Source organism: Bradyrhizobium sp. 63_E2_N1_3, from assembly GCF_052076005.1.
Taxonomy (GTDB): Bacteria; Pseudomonadota; Alphaproteobacteria; order Rhizobiales; family Xanthobacteraceae; genus Bradyrhizobium; species Bradyrhizobium barranii.
The window spans coordinates 3,099,083-3,117,221 of sequence record NZ_CP197235.1; the positions used below are offsets into that span (position 1 = coordinate 3,099,083).

The window sequence follows — 18,139 nt, forward strand, 5'->3', positions numbered from 1 at the left end:
TCGTCTTTGTCGACGTGATCTTGGTTCAGCCCTCAGAAGCGGCAGCGACGCAGCCTTATCCCGCGAATGAACTGACAACGTCACTGACTAAAGCTGGCGGACGGAAAGACCTGCTGTTGGATTCGCTGCCAGTTGCCCGACCAACGCATGGCGTCAATGAGTTCACACTCCGAGCACCCGCTGCGCGATCGCCACGACCTCGGAAGCCGCGATATCCCGCATGCAGCGGTGGTCGTTCATCTTGCAGATCGTGCTCTGGCAGGGCTGGCATGAGAGCACGCTCTTGTCCTGGACCACGGTCGCGGCGAGGCCGTTGAGGGGAGCCCAGAGATAGGGGCTGGTCGGGCCGAAAATGCCCATGGTGGGCGTGCCGAGCGCGGCTGCGATGTGCATCAGGCCGGAATCGTTGGAGATGGCGACGCTGGCCGCGGCCATGGCAAGGACGCCGTTGCGCAGATCGGTGCCGGTGAGGTCCCGCACGCCCGGACCGCCGGCGGCGACGATCTCCTGGGCGAGGCCCTTTTCGGCGGGGCCGCCAACCACCCAGACCTCCAGGCCGCGCTCGGCCAGCAGGCGGGCAGCCTCCGGATAGTAGGTCCAGCGCTTTGAGGCGCCGACTGAGCCGGGAGCCAGCGCGACCGCCGCCCCGGCGCTGAGGCCATTGGCCTGCCGCCAGCGGACGATGTCCTCGGCCGGGACCCGCAATTGCGGCACCGGCCATTCCGCGGGCAGGGGGGCGCCATCGGGTTGGGCCAGGGCGGCGTTCTTGTCGATGAAGCGGGGCAGCTTCTTCTCGCCCCAGCGCCAGCGGTTGAGCAGGCCGAACCGGAACTCGCCGACGAAGCCGACCCTTTCCGGAATCCTGGCCAGCGCGGGCGCGATGGCCGCCTTCCAGGTCCGGGGCAGCACCAGGGCTGTCCCGTAATTCCGCTCGCGCAGGAGCTTCGCCAGGCCGAACTGGCGGCCAACGGCGAGCCGGCTGCGCGGCAGGTCCCACACGATGCCATCGCGCACGCCGGGCATGTAGTCGACCAGGGGGGCGCAGAGGGAGGTGGTCAGGAGATCGACCGGCCGGTTGGGCCAGCGCTCGTTCAGGACCCGGACAACGGTGTGATTCCGGACGAAATCGCCGATCCACATATAGGGGATGATCAGGATCGGGCGGGTGTCGCTCCGATCTGCATCTCGGCTAAATTGCGAATCTTGATTCATTCGTTAATAGGACCGGGAACGCGCTGATGTGGCGGTTCGGTTACCCGCTCCGGACCTGCAGGTAAAGCCAGGACAGCGCCGACCCCAAAACCGCTTACACTTTGGCGGATCATGCGCTAGGGCAGGACCGGGCCGTGAAAATCGGGCAGGGCAAAACCTGGCAGGGTAGGTGGAATGTTGCTGGTGACCGGTGGGGCCGGTTTTATCGGATCGAATGTCGTCGCCGCGCTGAACGAGGCCGGTCGCAGCGATGTCGTCGTCTGCGATCTCCTCGGGACCGAGGGCAAGTGGCGAAACCTCGCCAAGCGCCAGCTTGTGGATATCGTCCCGCCGGCCGAGCTGCCCGACTGGCTGAAGGGCCGCAAGCTCGACGCCGTGATCCATCTCGGGGCGATTTCCGAGACCACCGCGACCGACGGCGACCTCGTGATCGAGACCAATTTTCGCCTGTCGATGCGCCTGCTGGACTGGTGCACGGCGGATGCGGTGCCGTTGATCTACGCCTCGTCGGCCGCAACCTATGGCGATGGTGCCGACGGCTTTGACGACGACGCCTCACTGTCGGCATTGAAGAAACTGCGGCCGATGAATCTTTACGGCTGGAGCAAGCACCTGTTCGATCTCGCCGTCGCCGAGCGCGTCGCGCGCGGCGAGAAGCTGCCGCCGCAATGGGCCGGCCTGAAATTCTTCAACGTGTTCGGCCCCAACGAATACCACAAGGGCTCGATGATGAGCGTGCTGGCGCGCCGCTTCGATGATGTGAGGGCGGGCCGTGTCGTGCAATTGTTCAAGTCGCACCGCGAGGGCATCGCCGACGGCGATCAGCGCCGCGATTTCATCTATGTCGATGATGTCGTCCGCGTCGTCATGTGGCTGCTTGCGACGCCGTCGGTATCCGGTCTCTTCAACGTCGGTACCGGCAAGGCGCGCAGCTTCAGGGACCTGATGCTCGCTGCCTATGCGGCCCTCGGCACCAGGCCCAACATCGAATATGTCGACATGCCCGAGCAGATCCGCGGCAGCTATCAATACTTCACCCAGAGCGAGGTCGATCGCCTGCACCGCGCCGGCTATAACGGCGGCTTCACGACGCTCGAGGATGCGGTGAAAGCCTATGTCGGCGACTATCTCGACCGGCCAGACCGCTTCCGCTGAGGCTTCAAGGACCATGCCGACGCCCATTCTCGATTTCGACGCCCTCGCGCAAGCCATCTCAGGCCGCACGGTGCTGTGCATCGGCGACATCATGCTGGACGAGTTCGTCTATGGCGAGGTGTCGCGGATCTCGCCGGAAGCACCGGCGCCCGTGATCGCCGCCCAGCGCAGCGAGATCCATATCGGCGGCGCCGGAAACGTCGCGCGCAATATCGCGTCCCTCGGGGCGCGCTGCATCTTTGTCGGCCTCGTCGGCGAGGACGATGCGGGCAAGCGGCTCGAAGCGGCACTTGCGGAGCATGCCGGCATCGAAAGCGCGCTGGTGTGCGATCCGTCGCGGCCGACCACGCGAAAAGTCCGCTTCGTCTCCGAGCATTTTTCCACGCACATGCTGCGCGCGGATTGGGAGCAGGCGGTGCCTGCCTCCGACGACATCGAGACCAAGCTGATCGACGCAATCCTGCCGCAGATCGCGCGCGCCGACATCGTACTGCTCTCCGACTACGCCAAGGGCGTGCTGACCGCGCGCGTGATCCGTCACACGATCGACGCCGCGCGAACGCTCGGCAAGCCCGTGATCGTCGATCCCAAGAGCCTGAACTGGGCGATCTATCGCGGCGCCACGCTGCTCACGCCCAATCGCAAGGAATTTTCGGAGGCGACCCGCAGCCGCGCCGACACGCCGCAGAGCATCGTCGATGCCAGCGAGGACGTGATGCGGCTCGCCGATTGCGAGGCGATCCTGGTCACGCAAGGCGAGCACGGCATGACGCTGGTGCCGCGCAATGGCGAGGCCGTTCATGTTCCGGCTGTCCCCGTGAAGGTGCGCGACGTCTCCGGTGCCGGTGACACCGTCGCCGCCGCGCTTGCGGTGTCGCTCGCGGCGGGCGCGGACTGGGACACGGCGTTGCGGATGGCCAATGCGGCCGCTGCCGTCGCCGTCAGCAAGCAAGGCACGGCCAGCGTGAGCGCGGCCGAGCTGCGGCGGAATATCCTGCCGCACGCTTATCTCGCGGCTGAGGAGAAGATCGTGCTCGAGCCTGATACGCTCGACGCACAGCTCGCGGAATGGCGCCGGCAGGACCTGCGCGTCGGCTTCACCAATGGCTGCTTTGACATCCTGCATCCCGGCCACGTCAAGGTGTTGACCGCGGCGCGCAGAGCCTGCGATCGCCTGATCGTCGGCCTCAACAGCGATGCCTCGGTGCGGCGGTTGAAGGGCGCCGATCGCCCGGTTCAGGACGAACGTGCGCGTGCGGAAGTGCTCGCGGCGCTCGAAGCCGTCGACCTCGTCGTCCTCTTCGAGGAGGATACGCCGATCGATTTGATCACCCGGATCAAGCCGAGCGCGCTGGTGAAGGGTGGCGACTACACCCGCGAGCAGGTGGTCGGCCATGAGGTCGTCGAGGCCGCCGGCGGAATCGTCGTGCTGGTCGACATCCTCGAGGGCTTCAGCACGACCGCGCTGGTCCATCGCGCGCGGGGAGGGGGCAAGTGACGGACCAAGCGACGACGCTCGCCCGGGAGACGACCGGCCAGACGCTGTGGCGGCGCTTTCGCAGCCCGGCGGCGTGGTACGAGACGGCCGACCTGTTCGCAATCCTGACCGTGGCGTCGCTGCCCTGGTCGACCTCGCTCACGGCGATCTTCAACGCTGTGTTCCTGCTCTGCATGGTGCCGTTTCTCGACGTCCGCGCATTCCTGCAATCGCTGAAGCGCCCGATCGCAGCCGCGCCGATCGCGCTCGTCCTGCTCGCGCTGGTGGGCACGCTGTGGTCGGATGCGGCCTGGGGCGCGCGTCTCTATGCGGTCAATCCGACCGTCAAGCTGCTCGTGCTGCCGGTCTTACTCTATCATTTCGAGCGCTCGCCGCGCGGGCACTGGATGTTCATCGCGTTCCTGGTGTCCTGCGCGCTGCTCTCGGTGATGTCGTGGCTGGTGGCCTTCTATCCCAACCTGACGCTCAAGCCCGATCACCTCGAGCGCGGCATCTTCGTCAAGAACTACATCGACCAGAGCCAGGAATTCGCGCTGTGCGCGGTCGCGCTCGCCTATCCCATCGTGATGCTGCTGCGCGAGAAGCGCTATTGGTTCGCGGGACTATTGATCGCGCTGGCTCTGAGCTTCTTCGTCAACATGGCCTTCGTGGTGGTGTCGCGCACCGCGCTGGTCACCGTTCCGATCATGTTCGGCGTGTTCGCACTGCTGCACCTGCGCTGGCGCAGCATCGCGATCATCTCGGCCGCTCTGCTCGCCGGCGCCGCTCTCGCCTGGCAGGCCTCGCCGCAATTGCGCAAGACCGCGGACACCTTCGCCAGCGACTACACGCGCTATGTCGAAAAGGGCGAGCCGACCTCGCTGGGCCTGCGGCTCGAATTCTGGCGGAAATCGCTCGGCTTCTTCGCGGAGGCGCCGATCAAGGGGCACGGCACCGGTTCGACGCGCGGATTGTTCGAGCAGGTCAAGACCGGCAGCGGCTACCAGGCCTCCGCCGAGGTGATCGGCAATCCGCATAACCAGACGCTCAATGTCGCCGTGCAATGGGGCGTCATCGGCATCGCCGTTCTCTACGCGACCTGGATCCTGCATCTCCTGTTGTTCCGCGGCGATGGGCTGGCCTATTGGGTTGGCCTGCTGGTCGTGGTGCAGAACGTCTTCACCTCGCTGTTCAACTCCCATCTGTTCGACTTCCACGAGGGCTGGATGTATGTCATCGGCGTCGGCGTTGCCGGCGGCATGGTGATCCGGGCCAGACGCGTCGATGCGAAGGTGGGGGAAGCTGGTTCCTGAACGGCCGCGCGGCTGGCAAGTCTTGTACTGGCAAGTCTTGTCGAGATGGGCTATCAGCGCGGTCAGGTTGCACCTAACTGGGATTTCATCGGTCGGCGGATGACGCGTCTTTCGCATCTCACCTTGCGCAATTTCCTGATCGCGCTCCACGACCTGCTGGCGACCACGGCGGCGCTGTTCGCAGCCTTCTACGTGCGTTTCGAGGGTGGCGACGGCTTCTTCGACCGGCTGCCGCTGCTGTTCCGGATCCTGCCCTACTTCCTCGCCTTCAGCGTGGTCGTGTTCTTCCTCTTCAATCTGACCACGACGAAATGGCGCTTCATCTCGCTGCCTGACGCGCTGAACATCATCCGCGTCGCGACCGTGCTGACGGTTGCCCTCCTGGCGCTCGACTACATTTTCGTCGCCCCCAACGTCCGCGGCGCCTTCTTCCTCGGCAAGGTGACGATCGTCCTCTACTGGTTCCTCGAGATCTCCTTCCTCAGTGCGCTGCGCATGACCTATCGCTACTTCCGCTATACGCGGGTGCGGCGTCATGCCCGAACCGAGGATGCCGCGCCGACGCTGCTGATCGGCCGCGCCGCGGATGCCGAGGTGCTTTTGCGCGGCATCGAGAGCGGGGCGATCAAGCGCATCTGGCCGGTGGGCGTGCTGTCGCCGTCGAGTTCGGATCGCGGCCAGCTCATCCGCAATGTGCCGGTGCTGGGTGGCATCGACGACATCGAGGATGTCGTCGGCGACTTCGCCAAACGCCACAAGCCGATCGCACGCCTGGTGATGACGCCGTCCGCGTTCGAGCCGGACGCTCATCCGGAATCGATCCTGATGCGCGCGCGCAAGCTGGGCGTGATCGTCAACCGCATGCCCTCGCTGGAGAGCGGCGACGCGCCGCGCCTCACGGCCGTCGCGGTCGAGGACCTCCTGCTGCGGCCGAGCGAAAAGATCGACTATGCGCGTCTCGAAGCTCTGATCAAGGGCAAGGCTGTCATCGTCACCGGCGGCGGCGGATCGATCGGGTCCGAGATCTGCGAGCGTGTCGTTGCCTTCGGCGCCACACGTTTGCTGATTGTGGAAAATTCCGAGCCGGCGCTCTACGCGGTCACGGAGACGCTGGCTGCGCAGGGCGCTACGGCCGCGATCGAGGGGCGGATCGCCGACATCCGCGACCGCGAGCGCATCATCCGCCTGATGGCGGAGTTCAAGCCGGATATCGTGTTCCACGCCGCCGCGCTCAAGCACGTGCCGATCCTGGAGCGCGACTGGAGCGAGGGCGTCAAGACCAACATCTTCGGCTCGATCAACGTTGCCGATGCGGCGCACGGCGCCGGCGCCGAGGCCATGGTGATGATCTCGACCGACAAGGCGATCGAGCCGGTGTCGATGCTCGGCCTCACCAAGCGATTCGCCGAGATGTACTGCCAGGCGCTCGATCACGATCTTGCCGCAGGTAGCGGCAGTGCGAGACCGCCGATGCGGTTGATCTCGGTCCGGTTCGGCAACGTTCTGGCATCGAACGGCTCGGTGGTGCCGAAGTTCAAAGCCCAGATCGAGGCCGGCGGCCCCGTGACGGTGACGCATCCCGACATGGTCCGCTACTTCATGACGATCCGCGAGGCCTGCGATCTCGTCATCACGGCGGCAACGCATGCGCTCGGAACGCAGCGACCCGATGTCTCGGTCTACGTGCTCAACATGGGCCAGCCGGTGAAGATCGTTGATCTCGCCGAGCGCATGATCCGCCTCTCGGGCCTCCAGCCCGGCTACGACATCGAGATCGTGTTCACCGGCATGCGGCCGGGCGAGCGCCTGCACGAAATCCTGTTCGCCTCCGAGGAGCCGACCCGTGAGATCGGTGTCGCCGGCATCATGGCCGCGCAGCCGAACGAGCCGCCGATGCAGACGCTGCGCAAATGGATCGCGGCGCTGGAGCAGGCGATCGCGCGGGACGATCGGGCCACGATCAAGACCATCCTGAAGGATGCGGTTCCTGAATTCGGGTCAACCGCGGCCTGACCATGCAGTCTCAAGGCAAGATCGTCGTCGCGAGCCAGCATTATCCGCCTGATCCGAGCACGACCGCCGCGATCATGGCAGAGATCGCCTGCCGCGTCGCCGTCAACCACGAGGTCATCGTGCTGTCGGGCTCGCCCGGCGAATTGCCGGCCTCGCAAACCGGCCCAGGCAAGCCGCGCGTAATTGCCATCAAGAACCGGATGGCGGGAAAGGCCGCGCTGGTGCGACGTGGCGCCTCCGAACTGCTGTTCGCGGCGCGCACCTTCTTCGCGTTGATCCGGGAGCTTAGGGCTGGTGACGTCGTGGTCACCGTGACCGCGCCGTTCATGCTGCCTTACGCGGTCGCGGCCGCGGCAAGATGCAAGGGCGCGCGCTCGGCGCTGATCATGCACGACCTCTTCCCCGATGTTCTCGTGATGGCGGAAATCCTGAAGCCCGGCTCGTTCGTGACGCGAACGATGCGCGCGGCCAACAGCCTGATGTTCCGCGCGCTCAATGCCGTCATCACCATCGGCCGCGATGCGGAGCGGCCGCTCTTGAGCTATTCCGGCATGACGCGGAACAAGATCCGCTTCATCCCGAACTGGGCGACGCTCGTACCGGCGGCACGTCCCCTGGCGCCGGACAATCCGTTCCGCAAGGCGCTTTCCGCGCGATTCATTGTCGGCCTGTCGGGCAATCTTGGCTTCACCCATGATCCGGAGATCGTGTTCGAGGCGGCACGCCTTTTGACGGACGAGCGGGACATCCACTTCCTGCTGTCCGGCTGGGGCATCGGCTTCAAGCGGCTGAAGCAGTTGCAGGCCGAGGCGAACTTGCCCAATGTGTCGTTCGTGGCGCGGGTGGCGGATGCCGAGCTCGAGGCGTTCCTGGCGGCTGCCAATCTCTGGATCATTCCGTACCGGAAGAACGTGGCGGGGGTGTCGGTGCCGAGCCGGTTCTACAATCTGCTGGCGGTCGGCCGTCCGGTGGCGCTGGTCTCCGAGCCGGAGGCCGAGGCCGCGTTGACGGTGGTGGAGAACGGGCTCGGCTGGGTCGTGACGCCGGGCCGCGCCGATCAGCTCGCCGACGCAATCCGCGCGGCATCACGTTGCGACGCCGCCGCCATGGCCGAACGCGCGGTGAAGGCGGCAGCGAGATTCGACCAGACGACCGCGATGAACGCCTATGCCGGGTTGATCGACGAATTGTTGCGCAACCCCGATCTGACGGAGCAACGATGAGCGAGCGGAAACCGGTCGTGCTGGTGACAGGGGCGAGCGGCTTCGTCGGCCGCCACGTCGCGCCTGAGCTCGCGCGCGAGGGATGGTCGGTCCGCCGCGCGGTGCGCAGGCCGGAGGGAATCGAGGACGAGGTCGCGATCGGATCGATCGGGCCCGATACCGATTGGGAGGCGGCGCTCGAAGGCGTCGACGCCGTGGTCCATCTCGCCGCGCGCGTGCATCACAAGCACGAGGAGCACGCGGTCCAGCTCTACCGCAACGTCAACATCGCCGGCACGCTGCACCTGGCGCGCTCCGCGGCAACGGCGGGCGTTCGCCAGTTCATCTTCGTCAGCACCGTTCTCGTGCACGGCCGCAGCAATGATGGCCGCGCGCCGTTCTGCGAAGAGGACATCCTCACGCCGCGCGGCCTCTACGGCATGTCCAAGGCCGCCGCCGAGGCGGGCTTGAGGACGCTGGCGCGCGACAGCGACATGAAGATCTCGGTGATTAGGCCGCCGCTGGTCTATGGCGCTGGCGCTAAGGGCAATTTCGCACTGCTGACGCGTGCGGTGAATCTGGGACTGCCGCTGCCCTTTGGCGCGATCCGCAATCAGCGCGCGTTCCTGGCCGTGCAGAATCTGTCGTCGTTCATCCTGCGCCGGCTGGCTCACCCCGATCCCACGAGCAATTTCGAGATCTTCCTGGTCGCCGACACGGAACAGGTCTCGACGCCCGAATTCATCGAGCGGCTGGCGAAGGCTGCCGGCAAGACCTCGCGGCTGTTCGGCATGCCGCCAGACCTGCTCTCAACGCTGCTCAGCGTGATGGGCCGGCAGGATACTCATGACAGCCTGATCGGCTCGCTCGAGCTCAACCTCGCCAAGGCGATCGCGACCGGCTGGCAGCCGCAGGTCTCCCTCGACGAGGGCCTGCGGCTCGCGCTGTCGGCTCAGGACGCGTGAGGTCGGGAGAAGCGGTGCAGGACGAATCCGATTGCGATCGCGCCCGCGACAAGCGCGAGCCATGTGACCGAGGTCGAGCTTGCGCGAACCGTGATGATGGCAAGCACAGCCAGCAATAGATTGAGCGCGAACACATCGCCGATCACGCGGCGGACCGTGAAGCCGTTGTCGGTGGCGCGCTGGTAGAAGTGCGAGCGGTGCGCCGACCAGAATTGTTCGCGGCGCGCGATGCGCCGAAACAGCGTGATGGTGGAATCGACGAGGTAATAGGCCGGCAGCAGCAGTGCCGCAGCCGGCTGCCCATGCCAGGCGAGCTCCAGCAGGCACCAGCCGAGCAAAAGGCCGATCGGCAGGCTGCCGACATCGCCCAAAAACACTTTTGCGACCGGACGGTTGAACGGCGCAAAGCCGAGCATGGCGCCGCACATTGCCGTGGCGATCAGCGCCGCCGGCCACGAGAGATCACCGAGCAGTCCCAGCAGCAGCAGCGCCGCGGTGACGGGCACGACTTCCGCGACCGTCATCAGGTCCAGCCCGTCCATGAAGTTGACGAGGTTCACGAACCAGACGCCGGCGAGCAGGATGAGGCCACGCTCGAGCGGAAGGGGCAGTGCCGGCACGATGCGCGCAGTCTCGGACGCGGTGAACACGACCGCGCCGACGCAGGCTGCTTGCAGCGCCAGCCGCGCCAACACTGGCAGCGACACGATGTCGTCGGCGAATCCGACCAGGGCGATCACGATCGTTGTAATGACTAGCGCCGGCGGGATCGCAACGTTCGCCCAGGCGGCCCAGGCCGATGCGACCAGCAGCGTGGCGGTGATCACCGCGATGCCGGCGCCCTGCGGGGTCGGAATGCGATGCGAGGAACGGGCATTCGGTCGCGCCAGGGCATAGCGCTGGAGCAGGGGACGGCTGGTCCAGGTGATGATCGCCGACATCAGCGCGGCGACCGCGACGGCAAGTAGCGACGACATGACGGCAACAGCGTCGACAGTTGGGCTCACTGCGGCACCCCGAGCGGCGCCGACCCTTTCGCGGCCTTCTCCGCGCTGAAGATCCAGACCAGGCCGCCGATCGCGCCGACGATGAAGAGCACGGCGCCGAATAGCAGCGAGACGTTAACGCCTTCATTGGCGGAAAGCCCGGCGAAACCGAAGGCCAGGCCCATCGTCGCCTCGCGCACGCCCCAGCCGGCGATCGAGATCGGCATCAGGGTGATCAGCATGATCGGCGGAATGAGGAGGAATGTTTGGCCGAAGCTGACGGGTGCGGCAATCGACTTCACCACGCACCACGCAATGACGACGGCGAGCACGTGAACGAGAAGCGACAGAATTGCGACGATCGGTCCGCGCTTGGCGTTGAAGATCACGCGGTTGGCAATCACGGCGCAGGCGTGGATGTGATGGGTGGCCCACCAGGTCTTCAGCCACGACCATTTCAGCGCGCCGAAGATCAGGAAACCGACGCCGCCCGCGAGCGCGGCGAAATCGACGAGCAGCAGCGCCGAGCGTCCGTGCGGATCGGTGATGAGCCCGTAGCTCCAGGGCAGGCTCGCGACGACGACGATCGCCAGCGCGACAAGGCCGATCGCGCGGTCGACGAAGATCGAGTAGGTGGCCGCACGCCATCCGGCGCCAGCGCGCGCAACCAACCACAGCCGGACCGCATCGCCACCGATCGCGGAGGGCAGCGTCTGGTTGAAGAACGCACCGATCACGTTGTAGCGCATCGCGCGGCCGAGCTCGAGCGGCGCGCCGCATTCGGCGCTGACCTCGCGCCAGCGGACCACGCCGACGAAGATTTGCAGGAACGTGACCGCGATCGCCATGGCGATCCAGAGCAGGCTGGTCGCGGTCAGGCGTGAAAACAGTTCGGACAGATCGACCTTGCGCAGCGCCAGGTAGAGTAGCGCTCCGGAAATCAGGATTTTGGCCGTCGACAGCAGGATTCGGCGCATCTCGCCCGCTTGATCAGGGTTTGCGAAGATTTGAGGCAACCCGACGCGAGGCGTCGAATTCGGCCGCTTTGGTATGGTCTTGGCGCCGATCTTGCAATAGCGCTTATCTGGAGCGGTGACGAATAGCGGCGAGGCTATTGCGACGGCCTCGATACCGCGGCTAAAGAGGCGCCGCGGGGCCGGCTTGGGGACCGCGTGGCAACAGATCGCTTGGGAACAGGATGACGGATCAGGCGATTTTGGTCACGGGAGCCGCCGGGTTCATCGGCTTTCACGTCGCCCGGCAGCTCCTGGCCGAGGGCCGGCCCGTGGTCGGGCTCGACAATCTCAACAGCTATTACGATCCGGCGCTGAAACAGGCGCGCCTGGCGCTGCTTCGAAACGATTCCCGCTTCGCCTTCGTCGAGGCCGATCTTGCCGACGGCGAGACCATCGCGGCGCTGTTTGCGCGACATCGATTTGACAAAGTCGTGCATCTCGCGGCCCAGGCCGGCGTGCGCTACTCGATCGACCATCCGCACACTTACGCCGATTCCAATCTCCAGGGCTTTCTCAACGTGCTGGAGGGCTGCCGCAACAACTCTTGTCGTCATCTCGTCTACGCCTCGTCATCCTCCGTTTATGGCGCCAACACTAAACTGCCATTTGCCGTGCAGGACCGCACCGACCATCCGGTGAGCTTCTATGCCGCGACCAAGAAGGCGAACGAATTGATGGCGCAGTCCTACAGCCATCTCTACCGGCTGCCGGTCACGGGCCTGCGCTTCTTCACAATCTACGGCCCGTGGGGCCGGCCCGACATGGCCCTGTTTCTGTTCGTGAACGCCATCATGGCGGAGCGTCCGATCCGGCTCTTTAACCATGGCAAAATGCGTCGCGACTTCACCTATATTGACGACGTCACCCGTGTGGTATCCAAGCTCATCGATCGGGTGCCCGCGGATGACCCGGCTGCCGCAAATGCGCCGTCTAAGGTCTACAATGTCGGCAACCACCGTCCGGAAGAGCTGATGCATGTCGTCGGGCTTCTGGAGCAGGAGCTGGGTCGGACGGCAATCAAAGAATTGCTGCCGATGCAGCCGGGAGACGTCTTGGAAACGTTCGCGGATGTCGAGGATCTGACGCGCGACACCGGCTTTGCACCGTCAACGCCGATCGCGCTCGGGGTCCGTAATTTTGTCACCTGGTATCGGGACTACTTCAAGGTTTGAAATGACGATGGACAAACGCATTATCCCCCTGATCATGTGCGGCGGTGCCGGCACGCGGCTGTGGCCGGCTTCGCGCGAGGTGCGCCCAAAACAGTTCCTGCCGCTGTTCGGCACGCGCTCGACCTTCCAGGACACGCTGCTGCGCGTGTCCGATGCCTCGCTGTTCGATCGTCCGATCGTCATCACCAATGCGTCCTATCGCTTCATGGTGCTGGAGCAGCTCGCCGAGATCGGCATCGAGGCCGACGTGATCCTCGAGCCGATGCGGCGCGATTCCGGCCCCGCGATCGCCGCGGGCGCGGTGTTCGCGCAGAACCGCTCCAGTGACGCGATCGTGCTCGCGCTCGCCGCCGACCACGTGGTGCAGGACAATGCGGCCTTCGTCGCGGCGTGCCGTGAAGGCCTCACCGCCGCGAGCGCCGGGCGCATCGTCACCTTCGGCGTCAAGCCGGAGCGGCCGGCGACTGAATACGGCTATATCAGCCCGGGCGAGGTGGTCTCCGGCGAGGTGCACGCCGTCGCGCGCTTCGTCGAAAAGCCTGATGCCGTGAAGGCGGCCGACTACGTCAGTTCGGGCTATCTCTGGAACAGCGGCAACTTCATGTTCCCGGCCACTGTCCTGCTCGACGAATACCGCAGGGTCGACGCGGCGAGCGTCGAGGCGATCTCCAACGCGGTGAGCAATGCCGGCCGCGATCTCGGCTTCGTGACGCTGGAGCCCGAGGCGTTCGGCGCGGCGAAGGCGATCTCGATCGACTATGCGGTGATGGAGAAGACCTCGCGCGCAGCGGTCGTGCCGGTGTCCTGCGGCTGGTCCGACGTCGGCTCCTGGCACGCGGTGTGGGAATTGTCGGAGAAGGACGCGCAAGGCAATGCTTCGCATGGCAGTGCGGTGTTCGAAGACTCGCGCAACTGCAACGTCACCACTGATGCAGCGCTGGTCGCGCTCGAAGGCGTCGACGATCTCGTCGTGGTCGCCACCGCAGATGCGGTGCTGGTCTCGCGCCAGAAGGATGCCAACGGCCTGAAGCGCCTGGTGACGAAGCTGAAGGCGGTCGCACCGAAGGTCACCGAGGAGCATCTCAAGGTGCACCGGCCCTGGGGCAGCTACCAGTCCGTCGACAATGGCGAGCGTCATCAGGTCAAGCGCATTGTCGTCAAGCCGGGCGGGCGGCTGTCGCTGCAGAAGCACCATCATCGTGCCGAGCACTGGATCGTCGTCCGCGGTGCCGCCCGGGTGACCGTCAACGAGACCGTCAAGACGGTGCACGAGAACGAGTCCATCTACATCCCGATGGGCGCGGTGCATCGGATGGAGAATCCCGGCAAGATCATGCTGGAACTCATCGAGGTCCAGACCGGAAGCTATCTCGGGGAAGACGACATCATCCGGATTGAAGACGACTATCAAAGGTCGTAACCAGCAAGCTCCGAATCACGCGACCCGGGCCGGAAGGCGCAAGCTTTTGGCGCTAAGGCCCGGAGAACGTGTAACTTTTTGAATCAAATCGTGTCCGGTCAATTCGGCTGACATTCGCCACAAATGTGGCGCCCGTGCTAGAAGCGGCCCGGGGATTTGCGTTGAATCGGGGTTTACTCAGATGAGTTCCAAAGGGTTTGCACCGGCAAAGGCCGGCTTGCGCGTTGGCGTCGTTGGCGCGGGCGTGATGGGCAGCAACCATGCGCGCGTGCTCGCGGGTCTTCCAGGCGTCAGCCTCGTCGGTGTGGTCGATCCGTCGCCAGCGCATCTGACGCGCACCACCGAGCTTGCCAGCTGCCAGGGTTTCGAGACGCTCGACCAGCTCCTCGCCGAAGGTGTCGACGCCGTCACCATCGCCGCGCCGACCCATCTGCATCACGAGGTCGCGCTGGCCTGCATCGCCAGGGACGTCCACGTTCTGGTGGAGAAGCCGATCGCCTCCACGGTCGCGGAAGGCCGCGAGATCGTCGCCGCCGCGCAAAAGGCCGGCGTCACGCTGATGATCGGCCATGTCGAGCGCTTCAATCCGGCGGTCGCCGCCGTCAAGCAGGCGATCGCGGGCGAGGATATTCTCTCCATCGCGATCACCCGTGTCGGTCCGTTCCCGCCGCGCATGTCCAATGTCGGCGTCGTCATCGATCTCGCCGTGCACGACATCGATCTGATCCGCTGGTTCACCGAATCCGACATCGTCGAGGTGCAGCCGCAATTGTCGAGCGCGGTCGCCGAGCGCGAGGACATCGCGCTCCTGCAGTTCCGCACCGCCAACGGTGTGCTCGCGCACATCAACACCAACTGGCTGACGCCGTTCAAGGCGCGCAGCGTCACGGTCGCGACCCGCGGCAAATACGTGATGGGCGATCTGTTGACGCGTCAGGTCACCGAGTGCTTCGGCTTCAAGCCGGACGGCAGCTATTCGATGCGGCATCTGCCGGTCGGCCACGACGAGCCGCTCCGCGCCGAGCTGATCGCGTTTCTGAAGGCCGTCCGCAACGGCGAGACGCCGGCGGTCACCGGCGACGAGGGCGTCGCCAGTCTCGAGATCGCCACGCAGTGCCTGGAAACACCGTCGCGGCCCGCAGCCACGTCGTCCGCCCGCAAGGGTCCGCGCCGCGTCGCGGGCTGATCTCTTCTCCATGTCGACCGCTCAAAACCCGCAAGGCGCCATGAACCAGCATCTGCGTTCCGAACCCATTCCCTTCATCGACGTCGCCTCGCAGCGCCGCCGGCTCGGCGCCTCGCTCGATGCCGCAGTCAAGCGCGTCCTCGACCATTGCCAGTTCGTCAACGGCCCGGAAGTCGCCGAGCTCGAGAAGCAGCTTGCGGCCTATAGCGGCGCCAAGCACGTGATCGGCTGCGCCAGCGGCACCGATGCGATCCTGATGGTCATGATGGCGAAGAATGTCGGCCCCGGCGATGCCGTGCTGTGCCCGTCCTTCACCTTCATCGCAACCGCCTCGCCGGTGGCGCGGACCGGTGCGACGCCTGTTTACGTCGATGTCGATGAAGCCACCTTCAACATGAGCCCGGAGTCGCTGAAGCGCGGCATCGCGACCGCCCGCAAGGCCGGCCTGAAGCCGGTCGCGGTGATTCCGGTCGATTTGTTCGGGCAGCCCGCCGACCACGATTCCATCGCCGAGATCGCCAGGGCCGAGGGCCTGTTCGTGCTCGATGACGCAGCCCAAGGATTTGGTGCGAGCTACAAGGGCTGCAAGCTCGGCACCTTCGGGCTCGCCACCGCGACCAGCTTCTTCCCGGCCAAACCGCTCGGCTGCTTCGGCGACGGCGGCGCGATCTTCACCGATGACGACGAACTCGCGGCGACGCTGCGCAGCATCCGCGTGCACGGGCAGGGCGTGGACAAATACGACAACGTCCGCCTCGGCCTGACCGGCCGGCTCGACACCATGCAGGCCGCGATCTTGATCGAGAAGCTGAAGATTTTCGACGACGAGATCGCCGCCCGCAACAAGGTTGCGGAGCGTTACGCGCGTGGCCTGTCCAACGTCGTCACCGTGCCGCGGCTTGCGCCGGGCAATACCTCGGTCTGGGCGCAGTACACGATCCGTCTTCCTGAGGGCACCGACCGCGACGGCTTTGCTGCCGCGCTGAAGGCCCAGGGCGTGCCGACCGCGATCTATTACGGCAAGTCGATGCACCAGCAGACCGCCTACAAGCAGTATCCGGTCGCCGACGGCGGCCTGCCGGGCTGCGAGAACCTGTCGCAGGACGTCATCAGCCTGCCGATGCACGCCTACCTGACCGAAGCCGACCAGGAGCGAATCATCGCCGCAGTCCGCGGCGCGATCGCGGGCTGATTTCGCTGTTTTGCCCTTCTTTCCCTCTCCCCCTGTGGGAGAGGGTGGCTCGTCGCGATAGCGGCGAGACGGGTGAGGGGTCTCTCTCCGCACGGAAAGCTGGGAGAGAGACCCCTCACCCGATTGAGTTTGTATCTACCTGCGGCGCTGCCCTCTCCCACAAGGGGAGAGGGCACAGCAATGCACATCGCAAGCCGAGCGCCCGTCTTTTTTGATCACGTCAAACTTCAAAGCCTTATCGTTGGGCCGATAAGTCTCTAAAACAGACGCATGCTCGGACGCATCTTCACGGTTGGTGGTTACACGCTGCTCTCGCGGCTGACGGGATTTGCCCGCGACATCATGCTCGCGGCGATCCTCGGCGCCGGCCCCGTGGCCGACGCCTTTTTCGTGGCGCTGCGGCTGCCCAATCATTTCCGCGCGATCTTCGCCGAGGGCGCCTTCAACGCCGCCTGGGTGCCGGCCTATGCGCATGTCCATGGCGAGCGCGGGGAGGGGGCGGCAAAACTGTTCGCCGACCGCATCTTCACGCTGCTGCTGGCCTCGCAGGTGGTGTTGCTGATCGTCGCCTGGCTGTTCATGCCGCAGGCCATGAGCATTCTGGCGCCGGGCTTTTCCGAGGACGCCGAGCAGCGCAAGCTCGCGATCGAGCTGACGCGGATCACCTTTCCTTATCTGCTGCTGATCACGCTGGTGACGCTCTACGGCGGCATGCTCAACGTGATGCAGCGCTTTGCCAGTGCCGCGGCGGCATCGATCTTCCTCAACATCTCCATGATGATGACGCTGGCGCTCGCCGCCTGGTTTCCCAGCGCAGGCCACGCCGCCGCCTGGGGCGTCCTGATTTCCGGCTTCCTGCAATATTTCCTGCTCGCGGGCGATCTCGCGCGCCATGGCGGCCTGCCGCGCTTTGCGCCGCTGAAGCTCGACGAGGACGTCCGCAGCTTCTTCAAGGCGCTTGGGCCGGCGACGCTGGGATCGATGGGCACACAGGTCGCGCTGTTCGCCGACACCATCATCGCGACCTTCCTGCCCGCAGGCGCGCTGTCGGCGCTCTATTATGCCGACCGCCTCAACCAGCTGCCGATCGGCGTGATCGGCATCGCGATAGGCACGGTGCTGCTGCCGGAGATGTCGCGGCGGATCACCGCCAACGACCATGACGGCGCGATGAAGGCGCAGCGCCGCGCCTTCGATTTCACGCTGCTGTTCTCGGTGCCGTTCGTGGCGGCCTTCATCACCGTGCCCGACGCGATCATGCGTGCGCTGTTCGCCCGCGGGGCGTTCTCGAAGGCCGACGCCGCCGCCGCCGGCGCCACGCTCGCGGCCTATGCCATCGGCCTGATCCCCTTCGTGCTGATCCGCAGTGCGGTCGCGACCTTCTATGCCCGCAAGGACACCGCAACGCCGGTTCGCGCCTCGTTGACCGGCATCGCGGTCAACGTTGCCCTGAAGGTGGCCTTGATGGGATCGCTCGCCCAGATCGGTTTGGCGCTGGCGACAGCTGTCGGTGTCTGGACCAATCTGTTGCTGGTGCTCTTCTTCGCCGTGCGGCGAGGCTTTCTCGTGCTGGACCGCGCCTGGCTGTTGTCGCTCGCCAAATTCCTGCTGACCGGACTGATCCTCGCCGCCACGTTCTGGCTGATCGCACGCTTCAGCGGTTCTATGCTGGGCTCGATGCACTTCCGCGATGAGCTGATGCTAGTGCTGCTGGCCGTCGGAGGCACCATCGTCTACGCGCTCGCGATCCTCATCCTGTTCGGCCGCAGCTGGTTGGTCTCGCTGGTGCGTGGCTAGGCCTGTATCAATCCGACGGGCCAAAGCCTGCTG

General features: G+C 65.5%; 14 protein-coding genes. 11 read left to right on the forward strand and 3 right to left on the reverse strand.

Features of this window, described 5'->3' with window-relative positions; genetic code table 11:
- Window positions 1-162: 162 nt before the first annotated feature.
- Window positions 163-1,212 (reverse strand): lipopolysaccharide heptosyltransferase II, encoded by a 1,050-nt coding sequence (gene waaF, locus AB7531_RS14335; RefSeq protein ID WP_436855427.1) that lies wholly within the window; start codon window positions 1,210-1,212, stop codon window positions 163-165.
- Between the two features lie 174 nt (window positions 1,213-1,386).
- On the opposite strand from waaF, the gene rfaD reads away from it, so the two are divergent.
- From rfaD to AB7531_RS14365, 6 genes are all read left to right on the forward strand, one after another.
- Window positions 1,387-2,367 carry an ADP-glyceromanno-heptose 6-epimerase gene (gene rfaD / locus AB7531_RS14340; RefSeq protein ID WP_063982201.1) on the forward strand — a complete coding sequence of 327 codons (981 nt, stop codon included), beginning with the start codon at window positions 1,387-1,389 and terminating at the stop codon, window positions 2,365-2,367.
- Window positions 2,368-2,380: 13 nt separating this feature from the next.
- Complete coding sequence (gene rfaE1 / locus AB7531_RS14345; protein WP_135214518.1) at window positions 2,381-3,865, forward strand: D-glycero-beta-D-manno-heptose-7-phosphate kinase; 1,485 nt, start codon at window positions 2,381-2,383, stop codon at window positions 3,863-3,865.
- Window positions 3,862-5,157, forward strand: coding sequence for an O-antigen ligase family protein (locus tag AB7531_RS14350; protein ID WP_436855424.1), 1,296 nt, complete (start codon window positions 3,862-3,864; stop codon window positions 5,155-5,157). The genes rfaE1 and AB7531_RS14350 overlap by 4 nt, the downstream gene beginning before the upstream one ends.
- A 99-nt stretch (window positions 5,158-5,256) precedes the next feature.
- On the forward strand, window positions 5,257-7,170 hold the full coding sequence (locus AB7531_RS14355; RefSeq protein WP_063982203.1) for a nucleoside-diphosphate sugar epimerase/dehydratase: 1,914 nt from the start codon (window positions 5,257-5,259) through the stop codon (window positions 7,168-7,170).
- Between the two features lie 2 nt (window positions 7,171-7,172).
- Window positions 7,173-8,393 (forward strand): glycosyltransferase family 4 protein, encoded by a 1,221-nt coding sequence (locus AB7531_RS14360; protein WP_063982204.1) that lies wholly within the window; start codon window positions 7,173-7,175, stop codon window positions 8,391-8,393.
- The gene (locus AB7531_RS14365) at window positions 8,390-9,337 is read left to right on the forward strand and encodes an NAD-dependent epimerase/dehydratase family protein (protein WP_063982205.1); all 948 of its coding nucleotides are present in this window, start codon (window positions 8,390-8,392) and stop codon (window positions 9,335-9,337) included. The genes AB7531_RS14360 and AB7531_RS14365 overlap by 4 nt, the downstream gene beginning before the upstream one ends.
- On the opposite strand, the gene AB7531_RS14370 is transcribed toward AB7531_RS14365, so the two are convergent.
- The gene (locus AB7531_RS14370) at window positions 9,325-10,314 is read right to left on the reverse strand and encodes an MraY family glycosyltransferase (RefSeq protein ID WP_371498143.1); all 990 of its coding nucleotides are present in this window, start codon (window positions 10,312-10,314) and stop codon (window positions 9,325-9,327) included. The genes AB7531_RS14365 and AB7531_RS14370 overlap by 13 nt on opposite strands.
- A 26-nt stretch (window positions 10,315-10,340) precedes the next feature.
- Window positions 10,341-11,300 (reverse strand): lysylphosphatidylglycerol synthase transmembrane domain-containing protein, encoded by a 960-nt coding sequence (locus tag AB7531_RS14375; RefSeq protein ID WP_063982207.1) that lies wholly within the window; start codon window positions 11,298-11,300, stop codon window positions 10,341-10,343.
- Between the two features lie 221 nt (window positions 11,301-11,521).
- Here AB7531_RS14375 and AB7531_RS14380 point away from each other — a divergent pair, with 221 nt between their 5' ends.
- The 5 genes from AB7531_RS14380 (at window position 11,522) to murJ (ending at window position 18,106) form a co-directional block, all read left to right on the forward strand.
- Entirely contained in the window at window positions 11,522-12,511 is a 990-nt protein-coding gene (locus AB7531_RS14380) for an SDR family NAD(P)-dependent oxidoreductase (protein ID WP_063982208.1), read from the forward strand.
- A gap of 7 nt (window positions 12,512-12,518) precedes the next feature.
- A complete protein-coding gene (locus AB7531_RS14385; RefSeq protein ID WP_063986234.1) occupies window positions 12,519-13,931 on the forward strand; it encodes a mannose-1-phosphate guanylyltransferase/mannose-6-phosphate isomerase in 1,413 nt (470 codons plus the stop codon).
- A gap of 181 nt (window positions 13,932-14,112) precedes the next feature.
- Complete coding sequence (locus AB7531_RS14390) at window positions 14,113-15,117, forward strand: Gfo/Idh/MocA family protein (RefSeq protein WP_063982209.1); 1,005 nt, start codon at window positions 14,113-14,115, stop codon at window positions 15,115-15,117.
- Window positions 15,118-15,157: 40 nt separating this feature from the next.
- A complete protein-coding gene (locus tag AB7531_RS14395; protein WP_063982210.1) occupies window positions 15,158-16,309 on the forward strand; it encodes a DegT/DnrJ/EryC1/StrS family aminotransferase in 1,152 nt (383 codons plus the stop codon).
- Between the two features lie 270 nt (window positions 16,310-16,579).
- Window positions 16,580-18,106 (forward strand): murein biosynthesis integral membrane protein MurJ, encoded by a 1,527-nt coding sequence (murJ, locus tag AB7531_RS14400; RefSeq protein ID WP_063982211.1) that lies wholly within the window; start codon window positions 16,580-16,582, stop codon window positions 18,104-18,106.
- The last annotated feature ends 33 nt before the right edge of the window (window positions 18,107-18,139 follow it).

Bases quoted from the DNA above. Each gene is read 5' to 3' on its own strand.
- murJ (WP_063982211.1), top strand. From the start codon at position 16,580: ATGCTCGGACGCATCTTCACGGTTGGTGGTTACACGCTGCTCTCGCGG.
- AB7531_RS14390 (WP_063982209.1), top strand. From the start codon at position 14,113: ATGAGTTCCAAAGGGTTTGCACCGGCAAAGGCCGGCTTGCGCGTTGGC.
- AB7531_RS14365 (WP_063982205.1), top strand. From the start codon at position 8,390: ATGAGCGAGCGGAAACCGGTCGTGCTGGTGACAGGGGCGAGCGGCTTC.
- AB7531_RS14370 (WP_371498143.1), bottom strand. From the start codon at position 10,314: ATGTCGTCGCTACTTGCCGTCGCGGTCGCCGCGCTGATGTCGGCGATC.
- rfaD (WP_063982201.1), top strand. From the start codon at position 1,387: ATGTTGCTGGTGACCGGTGGGGCCGGTTTTATCGGATCGAATGTCGTC.
- AB7531_RS14380 (WP_063982208.1), top strand. From the start codon at position 11,522: ATGACGGATCAGGCGATTTTGGTCACGGGAGCCGCCGGGTTCATCGGC.
- AB7531_RS14385 (WP_063986234.1), top strand. From the start codon at position 12,519: ATGGACAAACGCATTATCCCCCTGATCATGTGCGGCGGTGCCGGCACG.
- AB7531_RS14375 (WP_063982207.1), bottom strand. From the start codon at position 11,300: ATGCGCCGAATCCTGCTGTCGACGGCCAAAATCCTGATTTCCGGAGCG.
- AB7531_RS14355 (WP_063982203.1), top strand. From the start codon at position 5,257: ATGACGCGTCTTTCGCATCTCACCTTGCGCAATTTCCTGATCGCGCTC.
- AB7531_RS14360 (WP_063982204.1), top strand. From the start codon at position 7,173: ATGCAGTCTCAAGGCAAGATCGTCGTCGCGAGCCAGCATTATCCGCCT.
- rfaE1 (WP_135214518.1), top strand. From the start codon at position 2,381: ATGCCGACGCCCATTCTCGATTTCGACGCCCTCGCGCAAGCCATCTCA.
- AB7531_RS14395 (WP_063982210.1), top strand. From the start codon at position 15,158: ATGAACCAGCATCTGCGTTCCGAACCCATTCCCTTCATCGACGTCGCC.
- waaF (WP_436855427.1), bottom strand. From the start codon at position 1,212: ATGAATCAAGATTCGCAATTTAGCCGAGATGCAGATCGGAGCGACACC.